The organism is Salimicrobium album, assembly GCF_900107115.1.
Classification (GTDB): domain Bacteria; phylum Bacillota; class Bacilli; order Bacillales; family Halobacillaceae; genus Salimicrobium; species Salimicrobium album.
Window position 1 is genome coordinate 79,834 of sequence record NZ_FNOS01000004.1, and the last position, 22,901, is coordinate 102,734.

The window sequence follows — 22,901 nt, forward strand, 5'->3', positions numbered from 1 at the left end:
CTGCTTGTTAGTAAAGCAGACCGGCTTTTAGTATGACTACGATTTCTGTTTCTTCTCTTCTTCTGCTTCCATTTTTTTATACTCCTCATTGAGTGCCTTGAAGAGGGCGATGACCATGAGAATCATGACAAATGAGAACGGAAGCGCCGCGGCAATAATCGTATTCTGTATCGCCTGCAGCCCTCCTACGTACAGGAGAATGAGAGCCACGGAGGACTGAGCCAGTCCCCAAACGATCTTGATTCTGTTCGCCGGCACCAGAGAGCCGTACGTGGACTGCATACCGAGTACGAACGTAGCGGAATCGGCCGACGTAATGAAGAACGAACCGATCAGCACTATCGCAAGTAAAGAGAGAATGAGAGACAGCGGAAGCTGGTCGAACATGTTGAACAGGACGAGTTCTGTCGCATACTGGGTAAGTTCCGTGCCCTTATTCTGGATGTTGCCGGAAGTCGTCCCGAAAACGGCAAACCAGATGGAAATGAGCAGGGTGGGAATGGTGAGGACTCCGGTAAGAAACTGTCGAATCGTACGACCGCGGGAGACGCGGGCGATGAACATACCGACGAATGGAGCCCAAGAAATCCACCAGGCCCAGTAAAAAATTGTCCAGCTATCGAGCCAGCTGCGGTTATCGCTCTCGAGTGGAGCCGTACGGAAGCTGATTTCAATAAAATTCTGAATGTACATGCCGAACGTTTCCGTAAACATATTCAGAATCAGTATCGTCGGCCCGATGATCAGAACGAGAATCAGCAGGACGACGGAAAGAACCAGGTTCGTATTGGATAAGTACTTGATGCCTTTGCTTAATCCTGTCCAGGCTGATACTAAAAATAACAATGTTACGACAGTAATGATGAAGAACTGCGATGTAAAGCCGACCTCAATACCGAACAAGTGGGAAAGTCCGGCGTTGATCTGCACCGCTCCGAAACCGAGAGACGTTGCCACACCGAAGACGGTTGCGAATACAGCGAGCACGTCGATTAATGTGCCGAGCGGCCCGTTCATTTTTTCGCCGAACAGTGGTTTCAGAGTCGTGGAAATAAGGCCAGGCTCTCCTTTTCGGAACTGGAAGAAAGCCAAGGCAAGAGCAGTGACTCCATACATGGCCCAAATATGAATACCCCAATGGTAGTAGGCATAGACGAGCCCTTCTTTAAACGCTTTTCCGCTCCCTGTTTCCGAAGTAGGGGCATCAGACTGATAATGAAAAAGAGGTTCGGCCGCCCCGTAGAATACGAGACCTATCCCCATCCCTGCCGAAAACAGCATTGCTGTCCAGGTGGGAAGGGAAAACTCCGGTTTTTCCCCGTCTTTACCGAGGCGTATTTTCCCCCACGGGCTGATGGAAATGGCGACGGCGACGATTACTAAGGCGGACATGAGGAGCAGGTAGTACCATCCGAACGTGGTGGCCACGTAAGATTTGATGCTTCCTGTAATTCCTTCAAACTGCGTCGGGAATACAGCACCGAATATAACGGTTATGATGACTAAGGTGAGTGTAATGTAAAAAACTCTGGATACGTTCTTCATGTCTCCTCCTAAATGAATTATGGCGTAAAATAACGGTAAATAAACAAAAAAATACTTCCATAAAACTGAAATGTCCGTTTTCTAAGAACAATTGGAGCTCTACTGAAAGTATTTCACCTTACGTATTATACTTACTTTTTTAAAAATGACAAATGACGTTTGAAAAAAAGTAGATGAAAAATTTCCGTTTATAATCATATAAATATCTATAAACCGGTGTGCTCGTAAATAGAACGTTTTCAGCAAAAAATCATCGATATATCTAGGATTTTCTCCTTGTTTCTCTCTATATCTTCTAATAGAATGGCTTTTAGATTTCAGGAAAGAAGGAGGGGGAAGTCATGTTATATCGTTCCTCTATATACTTGCTGGGTATGCTTATCAATTTTTTCGGGGTAGCGCTTCTCATTAACGCTACTCTCGGAGCAGGGTTCTGGACGGCGTTTTTTATCGGTGTCTCCGATCACTTAGGATTTACGACAGGTTTCTGGTACGGAGTGTTTCAATTTCTGATTGTTTTTGTGAACGCACTGCTTATGAAGCAGGCACCGGAAATCAGAGCGGCCATTCCTATATTTATGGAGAGTCTGATTCTGGATTTCTGGCTGGAGTTCGTGTTTGCACCGGTCAATCTGGCTAACTATCCGTTTCTCCTGCAATTTGCACTGCTGCTCGTCGCAGTAATGATCATCGGTCTCGGGGTGGCGATCTATATTTTGCCTCAGTTCGCCCGCGCTCCGGTCGATCAGCTGTTCCTTGCGGTGAGTCACAGATATAATTTGAGTCTGCAAGTGTCCCAGACAGCAGTAGCGGTCGTCATGGCTTCCCTCGCTTTCATCATCGGCGGTCCTGTAGGACTTGGTACAATTGTTCCGATGCTTCTGCTCGGTCCGTGGATTCAGTGGTTCTATACGAGAGTGTATACGATGTACTATCGTTTCCGTCCTTCAGGAGATATGAGTCTCGAAGAAGAACTGCAGTAAGAAAAAGTGCTTCGCAATTTCGCGAAGCACTTTTTTAGTGAATCAGAATAGCTGAATATCATACGCTTCCAGAACGTATCGCGGAATAGAGAAACGGGCCGTTTTAAGCGGATCGACTACCTGACTGACTTCCACCTGACCTGCGGCACTTGCAAGCATCGTCAGCTCAGATAGCGACATATCAAGGCGCGGGTGAAGATGGTCGATGATCATTTCCACTGCTGTATCCACTGCATCATCCAGGGTTTCTTTGGAAACAATCGCAGCTGCTCCTTCCCCGTCTTCAAGCATCGGGTAGGAGATGGACTCTGTTTTGAGCGTTTCCACGGTCAGAGTCACTTCTGCCGGAATTTCAACTCCCGAGACGCTGACTTCCCCGTCTCCCATAGCCGCATGAAGGTCGCCGAGTGAAAGCAGTGCTCCCTTTTGGAAGACTGGAAAATAAAGAGTGGCACCTTCCGCAATACGTTTCGTGTCCATATTTCCTCCGTGTGCATCAGGGGTGCCGCAGTTCACGCCTTCGCCTTCCGGTGCCACGCCGATGACGCCGATCATAGGATTCAGGGGTAGAGACAATTTCTCATCAAACACCACTTTCCCGTCCTTCAAAGGAAGTATTTTAACTTCGAAGTCTTCCATACGGTGACCGAGTACGCCGAGCCCGGGCCCTGTAAGCATGACCCCCTGTTCGCCGAGAGTGATATCATCAATACGGACTTTCAGTACGTCCCCGGGTTCTGCATCCTCCACGTAGATCGGTCCGGTTGCGGGATTGATTTTCTCCCAGTTCATACTTTTCATTTCATAATCTTCCGTCCGGATCTGGTTTTCGAAACAGTCGTATGTATCGACTTTGATCTGTTCACCGGAAGAAACGGTGAGAGCCGGAGGGTTATCTTTATCCATAGAATAGACGAAGTGCTCTTTCGCTAAATGTTTCATCGCGTTATCGACTCCTTTCTTGTGATTAGGTATTATTATATAGGAAAGGGAGTGGCCGGGTCATGTCAAAAGTTCAGAAAATTTCAGGAGTTCTTGCCATTCTCTGGATGGCATGCATTTTTTACTTATCCCATCAGGCGGGAGAGGAGTCGAGTCAGCTGAGTTCAATTGTTGCAGCTCTGTTCTCGGCGATTCCCGCGGCAGAGGAAACCCTGCATTATATCGTAAGAAAAGGCGCACACGTTTTTGCTTATTTCCTTTTGACGCTGTTTCTTTACGGTGCTTTTCGCAGGTGGTACAAAGCTTCTGCCGTAGCCGTGCTGTACGCTGCAACTGATGAGTTCCACCAGACATTCATTCCGGGGAGGAGCGGGCAGATCAGCGACGTGGCCATCGACAGCATAGGCGTTGTAACCGCAGTACTGCTGGTTTTCCTCGTTCTGAACAGGAGCGGCCGGCATACGTAGAGTCCGTGGAAATAATAAAAAAACAGCACATCGCTCCCCGTAAGGAGTCCATGTACTGTTTCGGAATAGTTCAGGAAGCTCTTTCGGCAGCCGGCACTTCCACTGCGCTTTTTTTCGAAAAAGAGGCGTGGAAGACGATGTTGAGAACGATGGCGGTCAGGCTTCCGGCTACGATACCGTTACTTGTCAGAATCTGTATGCCTTCCGGAAGCGAACGGAAAAGCTCGGGAACGGTCGTTACACCGAGCCCCATTCCGATGGAACAGGCGACGATCATCGAGTTTTCCGTGGAATCGCGGATAACCGGGCTGAGCATTTTGATGCCCTGGGAAATTACCATGCCGAACATCGCAAGCATCGCACCTCCGAGAACCGGTGTCGGGATGACAGTAGTGACCGCGGCGATTTTTGGAAGGAAACCGAGGATGATCAGCATACCTCCCGTTGTGAAAATAACCTTCCGCGACTTTACCCCCGTCATATTCATCAGTCCGACATTTTGAGAGAAAGCTGTGTATGGAAAAGCGTTGAAGACGGCGCCGAGAAAGATAGCAAGACCTTCCGAACGGTACCCGCGGGTGAGGTCTTTCTCGTCCGGAACTTCGTCCCTCATATCACTGACGGCGAAATAGACGCCTGTGGACTCGACGAGGGAGACCATGGCGACGAGCGTCATAGTCAAAATCGCCGACCAGTGAAAAGTGGGCATCCCGAAGTAGAAAGGTTCCACCATGTGGAATACATCAGCTTCTCCAACGGCCTGGAAGTCCACTTTTCCAAAGAAAGCGGCAATTACGGTGCCTGCGACGAGTCCGAGCATGATGGAAATGGCTCTTGTAAATCCGGTTGAAAACCGGTACAGAGCGATGATGACGGCAAGCGTGCCGAACGCGAGAAGAAGGTTGGATGCGGAACCGAAATCTTCTGCTCCTGCGCCTCCGCCCATATTTTTGATCGCTTCGGGTATGAGAGTGATTCCTATCACTGTAACGACGGTACCGGTGACGACGGTCGGAAAAAAGCGGACGAGCTTCCCGAAGAAGCGGGCGAACAGCATGACGAGAAGTCCGGAGGCGAGGAGAGCCCCGTATATACCCGATACCCCGTACTGACCTCCTATCGCAATCATCGGACCTATCGCCGTAAACGTACAGCCGAGAACGACCGGAAGACCGATGCCGAACCATTTCGTCCGGATCACCTGCAGGATAGTAGCGACCCCGCACATAAGCAGATCGATGGCGACGAGATAAGTGAGCTGGGCGGATGATAGGCCGAGAGCGCCTCCTACAATCAGCGGAATGAGGACGGCGCCTGTATACATGGCGAGCAGATGCTGGAAACCGAGTGCAGCTGTTTTCATCAATCTTCCTCCCTCTCAGAAAAAGTGATCGTTTCTTCGGTCATTTCGCTTATAATCGCCAGTGATTCGATGCGGATATTGCTCTTTCTTAAGTCGGAACCTCCGTTTTGAAAGCCTTTTTCGATGACGATGCCGCATCCGGCCAGCCCTGCACCGGACTCACGTACGATATCGATCATCCCTTTAAGGGCCTGGCCGTTGGCGAGAAGATCGTCAATGATCAGTACGTGATCATTCTCACTAAGATACTCCTTCGATATACTTATGCTGTTCGTCGTTTCTTTTGTATAGGAATATACGTCTGCGGTGAACAGCTGATCGTTCAGAGTCAGTGACTTCTGTTTTCTGAGAAACACGACCGGTACGTCAAAAAACAGTCCGGTCATGACAGCAGGAGCGATACCTGAGGACTCCAGCGTTATAATTTTCGTGACGGGTTCATTTTTGAATTTCGTGTAAAAAGCTTCCCCGATATCCTTCATGAACGAAGGGTCCACACTGTGGTTCAGAAAAGAATCGACTTTAATGACAGAAGGCGAGAGGACCACGGCTTCTTCTCTTATTTTTTCTTCAAGTGCTTTCATAAGGCAGCATCTCCTAACAAAGGGTTTTGACCAAACATTTTCGTTTATAAATAAAGAAGACGCATCTGCTGTGAAAAAGCAGACGCGTCTCTTACAGGGGTGTTTCCCTCATAAGCGGAATCGGAAAGGATTCCCGAAATAAGAGTCCTTCCCGGCACGTAACAGCTTTTTCATAGTCAGTCCCTTTACGGGGGACCGGTAGAAACTCGCAGGCCATATCCCTGCTATTATATGAAAAAGAAAATCAGATTCTATCTCCGTTGAATATCGAGTTTTTGACGATTACATAATCGACGTGGCGCAGTCCTTCGATATCTCTTCCTCCTGCGTAGGAGATGGCGGACTGAAGGTCCTGTTCCATTTCCGTAAGGGTGTCTTTGATGTTCCCTTTATGTTCCACGACTATTTTTTTACCTTCCACGTTTTTCTTCTCACCTTTTTGAAACTCGGAAGCAGAGCCGAAGTACTCTTTATAAAGAGTGCCGTCCACTTCTTTCGTGTCTCCGGGAGATTCTTCGTGACCGGCGAACAGAGAACCGACCATGACCATGCTTGCACCGAAGCGGATCGACTTGGCTATATCTCCGTGTGTGCGGATACCTCCGTCGGCGATCACCGGTTTCGTTGCGGCTTTTGAGCACCAGCGGACTGCAGCCAGCTGCCATCCTCCGGTACCGAAACCGGTTTTCATTTTCGTGATACAGACTTTACCGGGACCGATACCGACTTTCGTAGCGTCCGCTCCGGCATTTTCGAGTTCACGCACAGCTTCCGGTGTGCCTACGTTCCCGGCGATAACGAAAGTTTCCGGCAGTTCTTTCTTAATGTAGCGGAGCATGTTCAAAACAGCGTCCGAGTGACCGTGTGCAATATCGATCGTCATATAATCAGGGACCATGTTTTCTTTTTTCAACGTGTCAAGGAAGTCATATTCCTCATCTTTTATGCCGACACTGATCGAAGAAATGAGTCCGGCCTTTTTCATCTCCCGTACGAAATCCAGCCGTTTCTCCGGTTCGAACCGGTGCATCACGTAGAAATAATTGTTTTCCGCGAGTTTTCTAGCTAGGGACTCGTCCACGATTGTCTGCATGTTGGCCGGAACGACCGGTAAATTGAACGTGTGTTTTCCGAGCGAAACGGAAGTGTCGCATTCCGAACGGCTCGAAACGATACATTTCGAAGGAATCAGCTGTATATCTTCATAGTCAAAAACGTTTTCCATGATTTTTCACCTCTAAAAGCGAATATTTTTTATGTGTTTATGTTTATCATTCGGTCTATGAATAATGTAAAGGAATTTTGGATGTTTGTCAAAGTAAAAACCGAACAATATTTTAATTATAAAATAAATGTTCGGTTTTTAGCCGGAACTACTATTTTCGGAACCATAACAAAAGAACAGAACATAAGTCCTTCGCGAATTTGGATCAGACTGCCGTAATCAGTCATATCGGCTGATTTAAAGGTGGCAGGGACCGATCCGGCTCCGCAGAAGTCTATGTGCTGTTCCTGGAACATCATCGCCGTCGGCGTGAATGTTCGGTTTCTGTTTCTATACTTTCACAAAACTTTACTTAAAAACTCTCTGGTCCGTTCATGCTGGGGGTTCCCGAACAGATTCTCCGGAATGTCCTCTTCCATAATAACCCCTTCGTCCATAAAAATAACCCGGTCTCCCATCTCACGGGCGAATCCCATTTCGTGTGTAACGACGACCATGGTCATACCTTCTTTCCCCAGATCTTTCATTACTTCGAGAACGTCTCCCACCAGTTCCGGGTCGAGGGCCGAGGTCGGCTCATCAAAAAGCATGATTTTCGGGTTCATCGCAAGAGAACGGGCGATGGCTACACGCTGTTTCTGGCCCCCGGAGAGGCTCTCAGGATAAACGTCCGCTTTTTCTTCGAGGCCGACTTTCCTTAGAATCGGGATGGCTTCTTTTCTAGCCTGTTCTTTGGAAACTTTTTTGATTTTCATCGGCCCGATCGTAATATTTTCCATTACGGTCATGTGCGGGAAAAGATTGAAGTGCTGAAAGACCATTCCTACGCGCGTACGTACTTCGTTGATGTTTACGTTTTTGCCGGTAAGGTTGTCGCCTTCGATGAATACGTCCCCCGAAGTCACCTCTTCGAGCAGATTCAGACAGCGTAACAGCGTGCTTTTACCCGAACCGGATGGCCCGATGACACACACGACTTCCTGTTCCTTCACTTTCATGTCGATCCCTTTCAGCACTTCGTTTTTTCCGAAAGATTTATGCAGGTTATTCACTGTAATCATTTCACTCATACATCCAGTCTCCTTTCCACTTTACGAAGGTACAGGGCTGTCGGCACCGTGATTGCAAGGTAGAGAAGACAGACCATCGTGAGAGCTTCAAAAGCGGCGAAAGTGGTACCGTAGTATTGCTGCCCCATATACAGCAGTTCTCCCACAGCGATTACCGAGAAAAGGGATGTATCTTTCAGGCTGATAACGAACTGATTTCCAAGAGGCGGAATCATCCGTTTGAAAGCCTGGGGCCATATGATATATCTCATCGTCTGAGACCTGGTCAGACCGATGGAGCGGCCTGCTTCGCTCTGTCCTTTATCGATGGAGTAGACGGCACCACGGACGATTTCTGCTATGTAGGCTCCGGCATTTAATGAAATCGCTATGATGGACGCACTGATTTTATCGATATTGAACCCGAGAAGGTCGGGGAGACCGAAATAAATGAACAGGATCTGGGCAAGGATCGGTGTCCCTCTGAGAGCCTCCACGTAAATAGAAGAGATCCCGTAAATGAGTTTATTTTTAGATAATCGTCCCATTCCGAAGATGGCTCCGAGAATGAATCCGAAAAACAGACCGACTCCGGTAATGATCAGAGTCCAGATCAGCCCTTCGAACAGGAAAGGCAGTACCCGTATGTAGTGAGACTCCATAATTGCTTCCATGTAAACGAACGCTCCTTCACTATGAATGGATGATTGAAATGGTAAAAATCAGGCGTAACAGAATACCGCTACGCCTGAGCTGGTTTATTCCGAGGATTCCGTGCCGTATTTACGTTCACCGAACCACTCTTCATAAATATCATCATACGTTCCATTGTCGATCAGTGTCTGAAGAGCTTCGTTGGCAGTGTCTACAAGTTCGGAATCTTTAGGGAAAGCTATACCATACTGTTCTCCCTGAAGCGTCTCGCCGACCGTTTTCAGCTCACCTTTGGCATCGTTATTTACGTAGTACTTAACGTTCGGGACGTCATACATGACTGCGTCCACCCGTCCTGCCTGCAGGTCCATGTATGCTTCCACAATACCCGGAAAAGTGACAACTTCGGCATCGGGATGGTTTTCTTTCAGGTACTGCTCACTCGTAGTACCGGAACGTGTCCCGACTTTCTTTCCTGCCAGGTCATCTTCCGATTTGATATCGCTGTTGCTTTCCTGAACGGCGATTGTAAGTCCGGCGTCATAATATGGTTCCGAAAAATCGATCGTTTCCGCACGTTCTTCGGTGATAGTCATACCGGCAATTCCGATATCATATCGTCCGGACTGCATACCGGCCACCACTCCGTCGAACTTCATGGATTCGATTTCCACTTCAAAACCGGCTTCATCGGCTACGGCGCGGATAAGATCCATATCGAAACCTTCCATTTCACCTGTATCTTCGTTCAGAAATTCAAAAGGGACGAAGTTGTTATCGGTGGCGACAGTGTATGACTCCCCGCTTTTCCCTTCATCACCGGATGATTCTTTGCTTTCGTTGGCATCGCTCTCTTCGGATGAACCACAGGCTGCAAGTAACAAGATGAAGAATGAAATAATTAAAAGACCTGACCACTTTTTCATCAATTTTCCCCCTCTTATAAGATACCTTTAATTATTGCAAACTTTAGCAATAAAGTAAATATTCTGAATAATTGAAGATTGCGGGATATACTCCCGTATAACGGGGTTCGATGAAGAAAGAGAGGGCTTTCCTTTTAAATACTCATGCTGCCGTCCCTATACGTTCCTACATGAAAAAACCGCAGAAAACAAATTGTTTTCTGCGGGCGAAACTGCTTCGATACCGGAGTTTGTTTCTATAAAAATTTACAGAGTGCCTTTAGGGCCGAAAAATTCATAATTGACCTGCTCGTCAGGAATTCCCCATTCGTGCAGGGCTCCATTCATGGCACGCATGAATCCTTCAGGGCCGCAGAAGTAGAAGTCCGCTTCTTTCGGTACGACGTTTCTGAGCCAGTCGAGATCTACGTATCCGGCTTTATCGTAAGCGGCAAGCGTTTTATCCTCTTCGGAAGGTGTTTCGTAGATGACGTACGTCTGCTCACCGTCCATCTCTTCTTTCAACCCGTGGACACCACCGTTTCTGGCAGCATGAATGAAGTAAACGTCGCGTTCATCCCGTGTTTTCTTGTACATACTCATGAGAGGAGTGAGGCCGACACCTCCACTCAGTAATACGACCGGGCGGGAAGTGGACTCATTGAGGTAAAAGTCCCCGGCAGGTGCACTTATCGGCACGACATCCCCTTCCTGTACCTGGTCATGAAGCCAGGTGGAGACGAGCCCGGCAGGAATTTCTTCCGTTCCGCCTTCACGTTTGACGCTGATGCGCAGATAGTCCTTGCCCGGGGCATCGGATAAACTGTATTGTCTGCGCTGCGTATGCGGATAATCAGGGATATCCGCTTTGATACCGATGTACTGACCGGGCCGATAGGAAGGGAGAGAGCCTCCGTCTTCCGGTTTCAAATAGAAAGAGGTGATTTCTTCACTTTCTTTCACTTTTTTATGGATAGTGAAAAGACGGTATCCCGTCCAGGCACTTGCTTTGTACTTCCCATCTTCGATACTGATGAAAAGGTCGGCTATCTCTCCGTAGGCGAGTTCCCAGGCGTCAATGACTTCTTCATCTACTGCGTCACCAAGAACTTCTTTGATCGCTTTAAGGAGATATTCTCCGATAATCGGATAATGTTCCGGACGAATGTTGAGGCTAACGTGTTTTTCAGCAATCGTTTCAGCGGCCGGAGCGATGGCGGAAAGATCATCAATGTGGCTGGCGGCAGCATAGACCGCGTTCGCAAGCGCACGTGGCTGCTTCCCGTCTTTCTGATGAGTCATGTTGAAATAGTTTTTCAGTTCGGGACGTTCCGTGAGCATTCTTTTATAAAAGTGGGTGGTAATGGCCTCACCGTGTTCTGCGAGCACCGGTACGGTCGCTTTCACAATTTCTCTTGTTCTTTCATCTAAACGGCTTGTTACTTGAGTAGCCATATTCTCAACCTCCAAAAGATGTATTTTTAATATATCTTTATGATAGTAGTATTTAAAATGAATAACAATGGGTTTGCAGAGTCTTTTATGAATATTTTGTTAACGGAATCAAAAGCGGATATGATACCATAAGTGGTACGAGAAAAGTGAAAATGAGGAATGAAATATGAGATTAAAGAAATATACAGACTATGCTCTGCGCGTTCTTATGTTCACCGCGGTGAAAGAGGACGGGGAACTGGCCAGTAAGAAAGAGATTTCCGAAGCTTTCGGGATATCGATGAACCATCTTGCCAAAATCGTCCATGAACTTCAGAAATCGGGGTATGTGGAAACGGTGCGCGGCCGAAACGGCGGCATCCGTCTGGCCAGGCCCCCGGAGGACATCAACGTCGGGGCAGTGGTGAGGGTGATGGAAGATGACTTCAATCTGTTTGAGTGCTTCAGTTGCGATACGGATTACTGCGTCATTTCTCCCGTGTGTAAACTGAAAAGTATCACGGGGAGAGCGCTCAGAGAATTTCTGAGAGTGCTTGATGCGTACACGCTTGCGGATATCGTCGAAAACAGGCAGCAGCTTGAGGAGTTTTTAAACTAAACACAGGAATAGTTAGGTGGGAGAAGTATGAATGGTAACGACGCGATTAATGAAGCTACTGGAGAAAGAGAAGTAAAACGACTGGATTTTCGTGGCGGACCGTTCGCTGCCACGATTCCACTCGTTTTTTTCATTATATGGGCGATTACGCTCAGTGTGACAAATCTCGTCACGGAGCGGGCACTGATACTCGGTATAGTCATCGGTGTCGGGATCGGGCTGTTTTTCGTCAAGTCCAAATGGGCGGACTATGCCCAGTCGCTGATCAGTGGTATGGCGCAGCCTGTGGGTATTGTTGCCATCATCGCCTGGTTCTGGGCCGGTATGTTCGCCACTCTTCTTTCGGCCGGAGGTCTCGTGGACGGGCTTATCTGGTTCGGCTTCCAGACAGGTCTTGAAGGGGGAGGGTACGTCGTACTTACGTTTCTGCTCGCTTCTCTTTTCTCGACTGCTGTAGGTACAGGGTACGGGACGGTGGCCACGTTCGGTATCCTTATGTATCCGGCAGGGATCGTTCTCGGTGCGGACCCCGTTATTCTGCTGGCTGCTATTTTGAGCGGTGCCGTTTTCGGAGATAACCTTGCGCCGGTCTCCGATACGACCATCGTATCCGCAACGACTCAGGACGCAGACGTGCCCGGTGTTGTGCGTTCCCGTTTCAAATACTCGGTTTTTGCAGCTGTCCCGGCAGCCCTGCTGTTTTATTTCACCGGGGGAGGCGGTCAGACAGGAGATGCTGCTCTTGTCGCCGAACTGGAAAGTGAAGTGGCTGCGAGCGGTCTTCTTATGCTGATTCCGTTTGCGCTCGTTCTGTACCTGGCGCTTAGCGGCCAGCATCTGATCACTTCGCTTACTTGGGGGATCCTTGCCGTCATCGTTTTCATCTTATTCATGGACGTGCCTCTTACGAGCGTACTTAACATCTATGAAAACAGTGCAGGAGATGCGGTAGTCGAAGGAGCTCTTATCGAAGGGATCAGCGGCTACTTCAATATGGCTATTCTCATACTGTTCATTATGGCATCGGCTCATCTGCTGGAAGCAGCAGGCACAATGGAGAGAATCAAAGATTTCTTTCTCGGAATCATCAAAAACGTCGTCCGGCGCGCAGAGCTTACCATGTTCGGAATCGTAGCTTTTCTCAACGTATTCATTACAATCAATACGGCGGCTGAAATTGCAGCTGCACCTTTTGTGAGAAAAATAGGAGAGGAAATGAATATCCATCCCTACCGCCGGGCTAACTTTCTGGATACTGTAACTTCGGCACTCGGCTACATATTTCCGTGGAGTGCGGGCGTGCTGCTTGCGTGGACAACGATTCAGACGGCGGCCGAAAACTACGACTACGTTACAGTCGTATCGCCGATGGAAGTATTCCCGTTCGTTTACCAGGGATGGGGGCTTCTTATCGTAATGTTCGTTGCCGGCTGGACCGGCTGGGGCCTCAGATTCAAAGGTAAAAACGGTGAGGAAGTGAAACCGGGTGATGAAAAATAATACTGCACATATAAGTGCGAGTGAGGTGTCCGAGTGGTGAAGTATGTTGCCGGAGTTTTGATTATTGCTTTTCTCGTAGCAGGAGGGGTATTTGGCGCTTTTTTCCTCACTTCCGGAAACGAGATAAAGGACCCGGAAATAAGCAGAATTGTAGAAGACGACTATAATCTCGAAACGAATCGTGAACAGTCGAATGTGAAAGACAGCTATGAAAGTTTACTCACCCAGGCGGAAGACCGGCTTGCAGAACTTAAGACAGAGGTGAAAGAAGACCTGGAAGAAGAGAGTTCCTACCTTGATATGTATGAAAAATATGAGCCGGCTGCAAAAAAACTGGAAGAGAAAACGGATGAAAAATTTCAAGATCTGCACGAGCAGTTACAGCAGGCAGGGGAAGAAGAGAAAGCTTCCACACTGAAAGCACAGTATGAACGGCAAAAAGAGGAGTGGAAAAAGTCGATTGTAAAAGAAATGAAGGAGAGACTCTGAACGGCTCTCCTTCCCTGTGTTTTTCAGATGAATAATCCTGACCACAGACCGACGATTGCTGTGAGAAGAAATAATTTCTTTTGTTTTCGTGAAACATCTTCGTTGTCTTCAACATCCATACGCAGCACGATGAAAATGGCTGCGAAAGATAAAATAGCCGCTCCGGCCCCTGCTATTGGACGTTCCAGAAGAACCCAGAACGCACAGATGCTGCATAAAATGGAATAAAGAAGAGCAGGAAGGCTGCTGTACTTATCCCCGAACTTATTTTTCATCCATACAACGGTTGTAATTTTAGCCGGTGCAGCATTCTCATCTGCGAAACGGTCCGGAATATGATGGACCATGTTCCAGATCAGACAAAACAGAGCTACTAAAAGAGCATTCTGGTAAGCCCAGAGCGGCAGCGATTCCATAACGAGCCATGGACCTGCAAACCCTATGAAGTAAAACGCAGGAAACATGGAGATCCATTCTCCGGCCCAGGGGTAGTAACTCGACCTTACAGGCGGGAGGGAGTAGCTGGCGGAACTACAAAACCCGATTAATAGCAGAGAAGCAATTTTTATGTAGCCGGTCAAAAAGAAAATAACGATTAAAGTGACGATAGTGGCTATGGCAAGGAGAGCGATCGTGCGAAGAGTTCTGATAGTGACCAGGTTATTCTGTACGATGCGGCTTCCCCCGGAGAGAATAGCAGGGCTTTCTGCATCTGTCCCTGACATATAATCGGTATAATCATTCAGCACGTGCGTCAAAACTCCCTGCACCAGTACCACACCCGTAAGGAGCAGTAAAATTACGACAGTAAGTTCTGCCGGGGAAAAGGAGTAGTATAGGTATATAGGTAACATGGCAGCTATAATAGCCGGCAAACTTGAAGAAAGTACGGCGACGATTCTGAGCATGGGGAATACTGTCTTAAATATCGAAGAAGCATTCATCATAGACCTCCTTTTTGCCTTATTTTACAGTGGGGAGGGAGGAATAGCAATGAACCGCTTACATTGCCCGGGAAATATTTGCAGGCAGAGGTTTTCTTTCCTAAATAAACAGACCGGTCCATAAAGCCGCAGTCATGGTAAGAATGAGCAGCATCTTTTCTTTTTGCGACACGTCCCTGTCGTCTTCAAGGTTCAACTGCAGCACGATAAAGACGGAAGCGAAAGAAAGAACAGCTGCACCGGCGCCCGCAACGGGACGTTCCATAAAAATCCAAAAGGCACAGAGACTGCATAAAAGAAAATAGAGGAGGGCGGGTGCACGGCTGTACGTGTCTCCGAATTTATTTTTCATCCTTACGACAGTCGTAATTTTGGGAGGTGAAGCATTCTCATCCGCAAACCGGTCCGGAATATGGTGGACCATGACCCAGGCCTGAGTAAACAGAGCTATGAGGAGGGCGTTCTGATATGCCCAGAGGGGCGGCGACTCCATAATGATCCAGGGACCTGCAAACCCTATGAAGAACACAGCAGGAAACATGGAGAACCATTCCCCGACCAATGGATAATAGCCCAGTCTCAGCGGAGGCATGGAGTAGGTAATGGAGCTCCAGAGTCCTATCAGCAATAAAACAGCTATTTTTATGTAACCGGAGAAAAAGAGGATGATGCCTGCAGTAAGAATGACGATAATGGAAATGATGCCGATTTTAAGGAGTGTCCCGGCAGTAACGAGGTTATTCTGAATAATGCGGCTGCCTCCTGAAAGAATACCCGGGCTTTTATCATCCGTGCCGGACATATTGTCGGCATAGTCGTTCAGTACGTGTGTGAGAAACCCGTGGGTAAGTAACGCTCCTGCAAGAAGTAAGAGGAGAACGAGCGTAAGCTCTCCTGCAGAGTAGGAATAGTACAGATACATAGGCAGAATGGTGGCTATAATTGCTGCGAAGCTTGAAAAAAGAACGGCGATGAGTCTTACCAGAGTGAAGGCTGTCCGAAATAGCGAAGGAACATTCATCGTAAACCTCCTTTTTGCTTTATTTTACAGAGGGGAAGAAGGAATAGCAATTGAACTTCCCCATTTCCCGGGAAATATTCGTTCGAAAAGGAACGTTTACAGGTGAAGGGTAAGGGAAAACAACAGTCTAGAAGGAGTGATAGCATTATGAAGAAGAAGTTCGACCCTAAAAAACTTTATCGTGATTTCATGGGAAAGAATAGAGGAACAGTAAGAGAATACATGTCGAATCCGTCCAAGATGAAACAGCTGTTTCAAAATGCGGAAGAGAAAGCTGAGAAAAATGAAGGGTATCTTAAGGAAGCTGTAGAGAAGATCATGCTTCTGGCTTCACTCCTCAGAGCGTACAAACGGGGAGAATACAGAGATGTATCCAACAAAACGATCGTTATGGTTGTAGCGACTCTTCTCTATTTCGTGACGCCCGTAGACGCGTGGCCGGATTTCCTTCCGCTTGGGTACGTGGATGACCTTGCTCTTCTCGGTTATACGATGAGAGTGATCAACGAAGATCTGGATGCGTTCCGTGAATGGAAGGAAGCGCAGGAACAAGAGGAAACAGCTCCCGAAAATAACTCCTGAAATACCGGGGGTTATTTTTTATAACAAAAATTCAACCTGAAAATAACGGGTAATAACTAATCATCGGTAGGAGGGGTGAAATGAAAGATAATTTCTGGACCGGGAGAGAGCACGTCATGTTTCTCGGTGCCATATTCTGTTTCTGGTTCGCAACTTACATATATGTACCTACGTTCAGCGTCTATTTGGAACGTATCGATCTTTATTACTCCGAGATAGGGATAATCCTCGGAGCATACGGAATCACTCAGGTTCTGTTCAGATGGCCGCTCGGAGTACTGCTTGAATGGATGAGCGGGAATAAGAAAAAGTGGCTTCTGCTCGGATTCATGATCGGTACCGGAAGCGGAGTCATTCTTGCTGTATCCGAAACGTTTTCCCTGATTCTTATCGGACGTCTCCTCGCCGGAGTAACGGCCTCCATGTGGGTAATGGCAACTATTATGTACGGTCAGAACTTCCCGCTCTCCAAAAGTACGCAGGCGATGAGTACGATGCAGTTCATGACCGTGTTCACCCAATTCGTCAGTATGCTTCTCTGTTCTGTACTGATCAGCTGGTACGGATGGGACTTTCCATTCTGGGCCGCTTCCGTATTCAGCGTCATAGGAGCTCTCCTTTTACTGGCCGTTCCGGAAATGAAATCCGACACAGAGAGAGGCGAGCGGACATTCCGGCAGATTTTTATGAAAACGCTGGGTATGGGAGAAGTGTGGGGGATCTCCGGTCTATCGCTTTTTGCTTACGCTATCCTGTTCATCACTATTTTTGGTTTTTCTCCTCTTTATATTGTGGAACAGGGGCATTCGGAAGCGGCGATTACGTGGCTCGTCGTTGCCTTCTTTCTTCCGCATATGCTCACGTCTCTTTCTCTTGCCTACATACCTCTCAGGGAAGGAAGCGGATTACGTCTGGTGTTCGGAAGTTTCCTGCTCTCTGCAGTTTTTCTGGCAGTTCTGCCCACGGCTTCGTTTGCAGGCTTCCTGCTTTTGCATGCAGGTACAGGCTTCGCGCTTGGTATGATTCTCCCCCTCCTTCTTGGCCGGGCAGCTGCTTTGGGGAAGGAAGGGGACGGTATGGCAGTAATGGGAATGTTCCAGTCGCTGTACGCCATTGGCATTTTTGCAGGCCCTTACGTGTCCGGGAAGCTGGCAGAAGGGGCCGGGCTGACCGCTCCTTTTTACTTTGCTGCCGCACTCGCTGTCACGGGGGCGCTGCTTACGATGGTAATGAAGAAGTGGTTATCGTGAATTCATAAAGAGAATGCTCCGGGCTTATTTCCGCTTTTAATTTTTGTCATCGCAGTTGTGACAAAGACGTGTTTTTGTTTTCTTGTTCACCTCCGTGTAATCGCTTTATTATTAAGGTAACAACAAAGGAGGAATCGAGGATGGAACAAGCAGAAAAACAGGGCGGAATCCGCGCAAAAGTACAGCGGTTCGGAAGCTTTCTCAGTGGAATGATCATGCCGAATATCGGGGCTTTCATTGCCTGGGGTCTGATTACGGCATTATTTATTGAAGACGGTTTTTTACCGAATGAGGACCTGGCCTCACTCGTAGGTCCGATGATTACGTACCTGTTGCCTTTACTGATCGGTTTTACCGGAGGCCGTCTTATTCACGGCATACGGGGCGGAGTGCTCGGTGCAATTGCCACGATGGGAGTTATCGTAGGTGCACCGGAGACACCTATGTTCATGGGAGCGATGATCATCGGTCCGCTTGCCGGATTAAGCATCAAACTTATTGATGATGCGCTTGAAGGGAAAATCCGTTCCGGTTTTGAAATGCTCATCAACAATTTCACCGCCGGAATTGCCGGTGCGATATTGGCAGGACTCGGTCTGTTCCTTATCGGTCCCGTAGTGGCGGGACTCACCACTGTGCTTGGGGCAGCGGTCGAACTCATGATTAATTGGGGAGTGCTTCCTCTCGTCAACTTATTCATTGAACCGGCAAAAATACTCTTTCTTAACAACGCGATTAACCACGGAATTTTAAGTCCGCTGGCAGTGGATCAGGCTCAGCAAACAGGGAAGTCTATTCTCTTCCTGCTTGAGACGAACCCGGGTCCCGGTCTCGGCGTCCTGCTTGCATATATGTTTTTCGGGAAGGGTGTATCTCGTCAGACTGCTCCGGGCGCTGCCGTTATCCACTTCTTCGGTGGTATCCATGAAATCTACTTTCCTTATATTCTTGCGAAACCGACGCTTATCCTGGCAGCTATGGCCGGTGGTGTGACCGGTACGGCAACGTATGTGGCTATGGGAGTAGGAGCGACGTCCACTCCATCCCCGGGAAGTGTGTTCGCTGTTCTCGGTCTTACTGCGAACGGTGACCATTTAGGAGTAGCTTTCGGTATTTTGACGGCGACACTTGCCTCACTGCTTGTCGCTTCGTTAATCCTTAAATTCAGTAAAGAAAAAGGAGAAGGCGATTTAAATGAAGCTACCGAAAAGATGGAAGGAATGAAAGGGAAAAAGAGCAGCGTTTCTTCCGCTATCACTTCTACCGGCGAAGAGAAGACAGAACAGGAGCCGACTGCAGCTGCAACGAGTGCCGGAGAAGTTCCGGACGTAGACAAGAAGGAAGTCGACCGCATCATTTTCGCCTGTGATGCAGGAATGGGATCCAGCGCTATGGGAGCTTCTCTTCTTAAGAATAAATTCAAAAAAGAAGATATCAGTATCGACGTTACTAATAAAGCAATCAATGACCTGCCGCAGGATGTCGACATTGTCATTACACACAAAGATCTGACGGAAAGAGCGATGCAAAAAGTCCCTTCCGCACATCACATCTCCGTCGAGAACTTCCTGAACAGTCCAAAATACGACGAGCTGGTGAAAGAATTAAAAAACTCCGGTAAATAATCCCGGGTAAAAAGAGGGGTGAGCCTATGTACGTGACCGGTCGCGAGCGAAAGATCCTGGAATTGTTGCTGAATGAAGAGGAAGTGACAATCAAAGATATCGCAGAAGAGTTGAAGGTCAGCACAAGGACTATTCACCGTTCTCTGAAGGGTCTCGAATCGATTCTGCAGGAACGTGATATAGAAATTAAGCGTACTAAGGACTCCCTTCTTTACCTTGACGGTTCAGCGGCAGGAAAGAAAGAACTGGAGGCTGTGTTAGGAGAGCAGGCGTCTGCGGATTATACGGCTGATGAACGTCAACTGCTCCTTCTCCAAAAGCTTCTTGAATCCGCAGAGCCTTTGAAACTGACCGGCCTCGCCTCCGATATGAACGTAACGACAGCGACAGTAAGTAATGATCTGGACAGAGCAGAAGATTATGTGAAGAATTTCGGACTGGAGCTGATAAGGAAACGGGGGTACGGCGTGGAAATCATCGGGAAGGAAAAACAGATCCGGGAAGCGATGAACCACCTGATTATGACTCACATGAATGAGAATGATTTCTTTTCCCTGCTTGAGGGGTCCCGGTCGACCGCTACACTTATCAGCGATATAACGAAACAGCTCCTTGGCCTGGTGAATCCGGAGAGTCTTACCCTTATCGAGGAATCGGTGCGTGAGCTGAAAGAAGAGCTCCCCTACGGGTTCTCGGACGATGCGTATATCAGTCTGGTCGTCCATCTTGCTCTCGCTGTCGAACGTATACGGCAAGAGGAAACGATTGAAATAGATAACGAATTTTTGGCCCGTATGAAGAAACAGAAAGAATATAATTCAGCGACGCTGCTTTCAGAGGAGCTTGAGAAGAGACTGAAGCTCGGCATTCCGGAAGCGGAAGTCGCGTATATTACCGGACATCTTATGGGGGCAAAAGCCCGATACGCTCAGGAATACTGGCTCGAGGAGTCCAGCTTGAGTACGGCTTTTAAAGCGAAACAGCTGATAGAGTTCATGACGAAACGTACCAGGTATAACTTCCATGAGTCCGACCGGCTGCTGAAGGACCTCGTCGTCCACCTGAAACCGAGCATATATCGGCTGCAGCAGAACATGGAGATAGCAAACCCCTTCACCTCCCGTCTGGAAGAAGACTACCCGGAATTATTTTATCTGCTGGAAGAGGGACTGTACGAGGTGTTCAGGGAAATCACCTTCCCGAAAGATGAGATTGCCTATATCGTTATGCATTTCGCGTCAGCGATCATAAACATGGAGAAAAAGAAACCGGTAAAAGCGCTGGTCGTCTGTTCCAGCGGTATCGGTACGGCGAAAATCCTTTCCGCGAAGCTGTTGCAGCAATTTCCGGCAATCAAAACGATAGAACACGGATCACTTTTCGATGTCGACCAGTGGAACGAAAGTGATTATGACCTGATCGTTTCCACAGTACCCCTGCAGGAGCCGGTAGATTATGTGCTGGTGAATCCTGTACTTCAGGAAAGAGATAACGAGAAAATCGCTTATCATTTGAGGAAAATACAAGTGACTTCCGGATCGATCGAGAACAATAAAAATCATAAGAAGGAAACGGAAGACGGATCTTTTGAAACGCTTCGTTACCGGGTAATGGAAACGAAGCGGTATGCAGAAGCCATTTCCGAACTGATGGACACTTTCTGCGTAACAAAGGCTGTGGGGAAGGACCCTAATGAGTTCCTGCATTTCATCATCGGACAACTTGCAGAAAAAGAAGTGCTTCCTTATGATCCCGATTTAGTAGAGAAACTTATGGAAAGAGAGCAGGTGGGAGGGCTTGGCATCCCCGGTACCACTGCAGCTCTTTTCCATACGAGGAAAGAGGATGTGGAGAGGATTTCTTTCACTATTCACTTTCTGGAAGTTCCGGTCTCCTTAAGCAGTATGAGCGGAGGACATATGGAAACAGATACGATTCTGCTCATGCTCTCACCCGCCGATCCGTCGGAAGAACAGCTGGAAACACTCAGTTTTATCAGCACTCTTCTCGTGGAACGGAAGGATTGCAGAGACGTGCTGGAGCAGAAGGAAGAGGAAGTGCTGAAGAACTATTTTTCTAAACGGCTGCACGAATATTTTGATTCTACAATAAAAGGAGAAGATAACTATGAGTAATATTTTAAAAGAAACCAACATCCGCCTGAATGAACAGATCGATTCTAAAGAACAGGCAGTACGGGAAGTCGGCGGAATTCTGTTCGAAGAAGGATACGTGCAGGAGGAATACATCGACACGATGATGGAAAGAGAAGAAATCACTTCCACGTATATGGGGAATTACGTAGCGATCCCCCACGGCACCGAAGATGCCAAGAAGTCTGTAAAAGAAACGGGGATAGCGATTATTACGGCTCCGGACGGAGTTGATTTCGGAAACGGAAACATTGTGAAGCTGATTATCGGAATAGCCGGGAAAGGGAACGAGCACCTGGATATCCTGTCTAAAATTGCTATCGTCTGTTCTGAAGAAGAGAACATCAACCGCATTCTCGAAGCCTCTACTAAGAGTGAGGTCATCGACATTTTCAGTGAAGAGGTGGAGTAAAATGAAGGCTGTACATTTCGGTGCCGGAAACATCGGACGCGGATTTATCGGTGAACTGCTCCATAAGTCCGGCTATGATGTCCGATTCGCCGACATTAATGCAGAAGTTATCGATGAATTGAACGAAAAACGCTCCTACACCATTCACTATGCAGGCAGTGACAAGCAGGTGGAAGTGAACGGTGTAAGCGGCATTCACAGTGTCGAGGAAGCCGGGCAGCTCAGTGCAGCAATCCGGGAAGCCGACCTCGTGACCACTGCTGTGGGACCGCAAGTGCTGCCTCATATTGCGCCTTCCATTGCAGCCGGTCTGAAAGAGCGGAGCCGGACGGACAATCCTCCTCTTCCTGTCATAGCCTGCGAAAATATGATCGGAGGCAGTACCCGGCTGAAGGAAGAGGTAGTGGAGATAGCGGGTGAAGAAATTCTCGGGGTATCCTGTTTTCCTGATTCGGCTGTCGACCGGATCGTCCCGATTCAGAATAACGAAGCGATGCTCGATGTCAGCGTTGAGCCTTACTTCGAATGGGTAGTGGAAAAGAAAGATTTTAAAGGAAAGCTGCCTGACATTGACGGAGTGACGTATGTGGAGGACCTGGAACCGTACATTGAACGTAAGCTGTTCACGGTTAATACAGGTCACGCGGCCGTTGCTTATAAAGGTGCAGAAAAAGGTTATGAAACTATACGGGAAGCGATGGATGATAAGGAAGTAGTGGAACACGTCCGTCGTACCCTTGAAGAAACGGGAAAGGTACTGATCGCACGTTACGGGTTTGAAAAGAATTCCCATGAACGGTATATTGAAAAAATTATAGAACGCTTCAACAATCCGGATCTTTCCGACTTCGTAGCCCGAGTGGGCAGAGGTCCGATACGGAAGCTCGGCCCGTATGACCGCCTCGTGAAACCGGCCCGGACATATATTCAAACGATGCATGAAGACCCCGTGAATCTTATAGAAACAATCATGTCTGCTCTCACCTATGAAAACAGCGAGGACCAGGAAGCTGTAAGGCTGAAAGAATTGCGGACAAGAATGGGGACCCTCGGAGCTTTTAAAGAAATAACGGGTCTGGATGACCGGGACGAACTGGTGGAAGCTATAGCGAAAAAGCTGGATTGACGTGAAAACAGCCCCGCCGGAAACCCTGG

22 protein-coding genes and 1 riboswitch are annotated in these 22,901 nt (G+C 48.0%); of the genes, 11 read left to right on the forward strand and 11 right to left on the reverse strand.

Features of this window, described 5'->3' with window-relative positions:
- Positions 1–36: 36 nt before the first annotated feature.
- Complete coding sequence (locus tag BLU03_RS08345; protein ID WP_093107142.1) at positions 37–1,545, reverse strand: BCCT family transporter; 1,509 nt, start codon at positions 1,543–1,545, stop codon at positions 37–39.
- 341 nt (positions 1,546–1,886) lie between these two features.
- On the opposite strand from BLU03_RS08345, the gene BLU03_RS08350 reads away from it, so the two are divergent.
- Positions 1,887–2,528 (forward strand): YczE/YyaS/YitT family protein, encoded by a 642-nt coding sequence (locus BLU03_RS08350; RefSeq protein ID WP_076570703.1) that lies wholly within the window; start codon positions 1,887–1,889, stop codon positions 2,526–2,528.
- A gap of 42 nt (positions 2,529–2,570) precedes the next feature.
- Here BLU03_RS08350 and BLU03_RS08355 read toward each other — a convergent pair whose 3' ends face one another.
- Positions 2,571–3,470 carry an acetamidase/formamidase family protein gene (locus BLU03_RS08355; RefSeq protein ID WP_093107144.1) on the reverse strand — a complete coding sequence of 300 codons (900 nt, stop codon included), beginning with the start codon at positions 3,468–3,470 and terminating at the stop codon, positions 2,571–2,573.
- 62 nt (positions 3,471–3,532) lie between these two features.
- On the opposite strand from BLU03_RS08355, the gene BLU03_RS08360 reads away from it, so the two are divergent.
- The gene (locus tag BLU03_RS08360; protein ID WP_076570706.1) at positions 3,533–3,937 is read left to right on the forward strand and encodes a VanZ family protein; all 405 of its coding nucleotides are present in this window, start codon (positions 3,533–3,535) and stop codon (positions 3,935–3,937) included.
- Positions 3,938–4,007: 70 nt separating this feature from the next.
- On the opposite strand, the gene BLU03_RS08365 is transcribed toward BLU03_RS08360, so the two are convergent.
- The 7 genes from BLU03_RS08365 to hmpA all read right to left on the reverse strand — a co-directional run bounded on the left by BLU03_RS08365 (position 4,008) and on the right by hmpA (position 11,172).
- A complete protein-coding gene (locus BLU03_RS08365) occupies positions 4,008–5,300 on the reverse strand; it encodes a nucleobase:cation symporter-2 family protein (protein WP_093107146.1) in 1,293 nt (430 codons plus the stop codon).
- Entirely contained in the window at positions 5,300–5,884 is a 585-nt protein-coding gene (locus BLU03_RS08370; RefSeq protein ID WP_008586871.1) for a xanthine phosphoribosyltransferase, read from the reverse strand. The genes BLU03_RS08365 and BLU03_RS08370 overlap by 1 nt, the downstream gene beginning before the upstream one ends.
- A 153-nt stretch (positions 5,885–6,037) precedes the next feature.
- Positions 6,038–6,139: riboswitch (purine riboswitch) on the reverse strand.
- Positions 6,129–7,109 (reverse strand): GMP reductase, encoded by a 981-nt coding sequence (gene guaC, locus BLU03_RS08375; protein WP_093107148.1) that lies wholly within the window; start codon positions 7,107–7,109, stop codon positions 6,129–6,131. (Overlaps the previous riboswitch by 11 nt.)
- Before the next feature lie 338 nt (positions 7,110–7,447).
- Entirely contained in the window at positions 7,448–8,170 is a 723-nt protein-coding gene (locus tag BLU03_RS08380) for an amino acid ABC transporter ATP-binding protein (RefSeq protein ID WP_076571092.1), read from the reverse strand.
- Positions 8,171–8,175: 5 nt separating this feature from the next.
- Positions 8,176–8,832, reverse strand: a complete 657-nt coding sequence (locus BLU03_RS08385) for an amino acid ABC transporter permease (RefSeq protein WP_093107150.1) — start codon at positions 8,830–8,832, stop codon at positions 8,176–8,178.
- 84 nt (positions 8,833–8,916) lie between these two features.
- On the reverse strand, positions 8,917–9,738 hold the full coding sequence (locus tag BLU03_RS08390; protein WP_093107152.1) for a glutamine ABC transporter substrate-binding protein: 822 nt from the start codon (positions 9,736–9,738) through the stop codon (positions 8,917–8,919).
- 246 nt (positions 9,739–9,984) lie between these two features.
- Positions 9,985–11,172 (reverse strand): NO-inducible flavohemoprotein, encoded by a 1,188-nt coding sequence (gene hmpA, locus BLU03_RS08395; protein WP_093107154.1) that lies wholly within the window; start codon positions 11,170–11,172, stop codon positions 9,985–9,987.
- Between the two features lie 166 nt (positions 11,173–11,338).
- Here hmpA and BLU03_RS08400 point away from each other — a divergent pair, with 166 nt between their 5' ends.
- The 3 genes from BLU03_RS08400 to BLU03_RS08410 are packed head-to-tail and all read left to right on the forward strand — an operon-like array spanning position 11,339 to position 13,759.
- Positions 11,339–11,770, forward strand: a complete 432-nt coding sequence (locus tag BLU03_RS08400) for an RrF2 family transcriptional regulator (protein ID WP_076570718.1) — start codon at positions 11,339–11,341, stop codon at positions 11,768–11,770.
- Between the two features lie 27 nt (positions 11,771–11,797).
- Positions 11,798–13,270, forward strand: a complete 1,473-nt coding sequence (locus tag BLU03_RS08405) for a Na+/H+ antiporter NhaC family protein (protein ID WP_008586885.1) — start codon at positions 11,798–11,800, stop codon at positions 13,268–13,270.
- 33 nt (positions 13,271–13,303) lie between these two features.
- Positions 13,304–13,759: a hypothetical protein gene (locus BLU03_RS08410; RefSeq protein WP_143023832.1), complete on the forward strand. Its 456-nt coding sequence runs from the start codon at positions 13,304–13,306 to the stop codon at positions 13,757–13,759.
- A gap of 23 nt (positions 13,760–13,782) precedes the next feature.
- Here BLU03_RS08410 and BLU03_RS08415 read toward each other — a convergent pair whose 3' ends face one another.
- Entirely contained in the window at positions 13,783–14,703 is a 921-nt protein-coding gene (locus BLU03_RS08415; RefSeq protein WP_093107156.1) for a prenyltransferase, read from the reverse strand.
- A gap of 100 nt (positions 14,704–14,803) precedes the next feature.
- Positions 14,804–15,724 carry a prenyltransferase gene (locus tag BLU03_RS08420; protein WP_093107163.1) on the reverse strand — a complete coding sequence of 307 codons (921 nt, stop codon included), beginning with the start codon at positions 15,722–15,724 and terminating at the stop codon, positions 14,804–14,806.
- A 147-nt stretch (positions 15,725–15,871) separates the two neighbouring features.
- Between BLU03_RS08420 and BLU03_RS08425 the strand changes: the two genes are divergently transcribed.
- The 6 genes from BLU03_RS08425 to BLU03_RS08450 all read left to right on the forward strand — a co-directional run bounded on the left by BLU03_RS08425 (position 15,872) and on the right by BLU03_RS08450 (position 22,872).
- Positions 15,872–16,306: a YkvA family protein gene (locus BLU03_RS08425; RefSeq protein WP_093107165.1), complete on the forward strand. Its 435-nt coding sequence runs from the start codon at positions 15,872–15,874 to the stop codon at positions 16,304–16,306.
- 80 nt (positions 16,307–16,386) lie between these two features.
- Positions 16,387–17,556, forward strand: a complete 1,170-nt coding sequence (locus tag BLU03_RS08430; protein WP_093107167.1) for an MFS transporter — start codon at positions 16,387–16,389, stop codon at positions 17,554–17,556.
- Positions 17,557–17,696: 140 nt separating this feature from the next.
- Positions 17,697–19,181 carry a PTS mannitol transporter subunit IICB gene (locus BLU03_RS08435; protein ID WP_093107169.1) on the forward strand — a complete coding sequence of 495 codons (1,485 nt, stop codon included), beginning with the start codon at positions 17,697–17,699 and terminating at the stop codon, positions 19,179–19,181.
- A 26-nt stretch (positions 19,182–19,207) separates the two neighbouring features.
- Complete coding sequence (locus BLU03_RS08440; RefSeq protein ID WP_093107171.1) at positions 19,208–21,316, forward strand: BglG family transcription antiterminator; 2,109 nt, start codon at positions 19,208–19,210, stop codon at positions 21,314–21,316.
- Positions 21,309–21,746, forward strand: a complete 438-nt coding sequence (locus BLU03_RS08445) for a PTS sugar transporter subunit IIA (RefSeq protein WP_093107173.1) — start codon at positions 21,309–21,311, stop codon at positions 21,744–21,746. The genes BLU03_RS08440 and BLU03_RS08445 overlap by 8 nt, the downstream gene beginning before the upstream one ends.
- A 1-nt stretch (position 21,747) precedes the next feature.
- A complete protein-coding gene (locus BLU03_RS08450) occupies positions 21,748–22,872 on the forward strand; it encodes a mannitol-1-phosphate 5-dehydrogenase (protein WP_093107175.1) in 1,125 nt (374 codons plus the stop codon).
- Positions 22,873–22,901 lie beyond the last annotated feature (29 nt).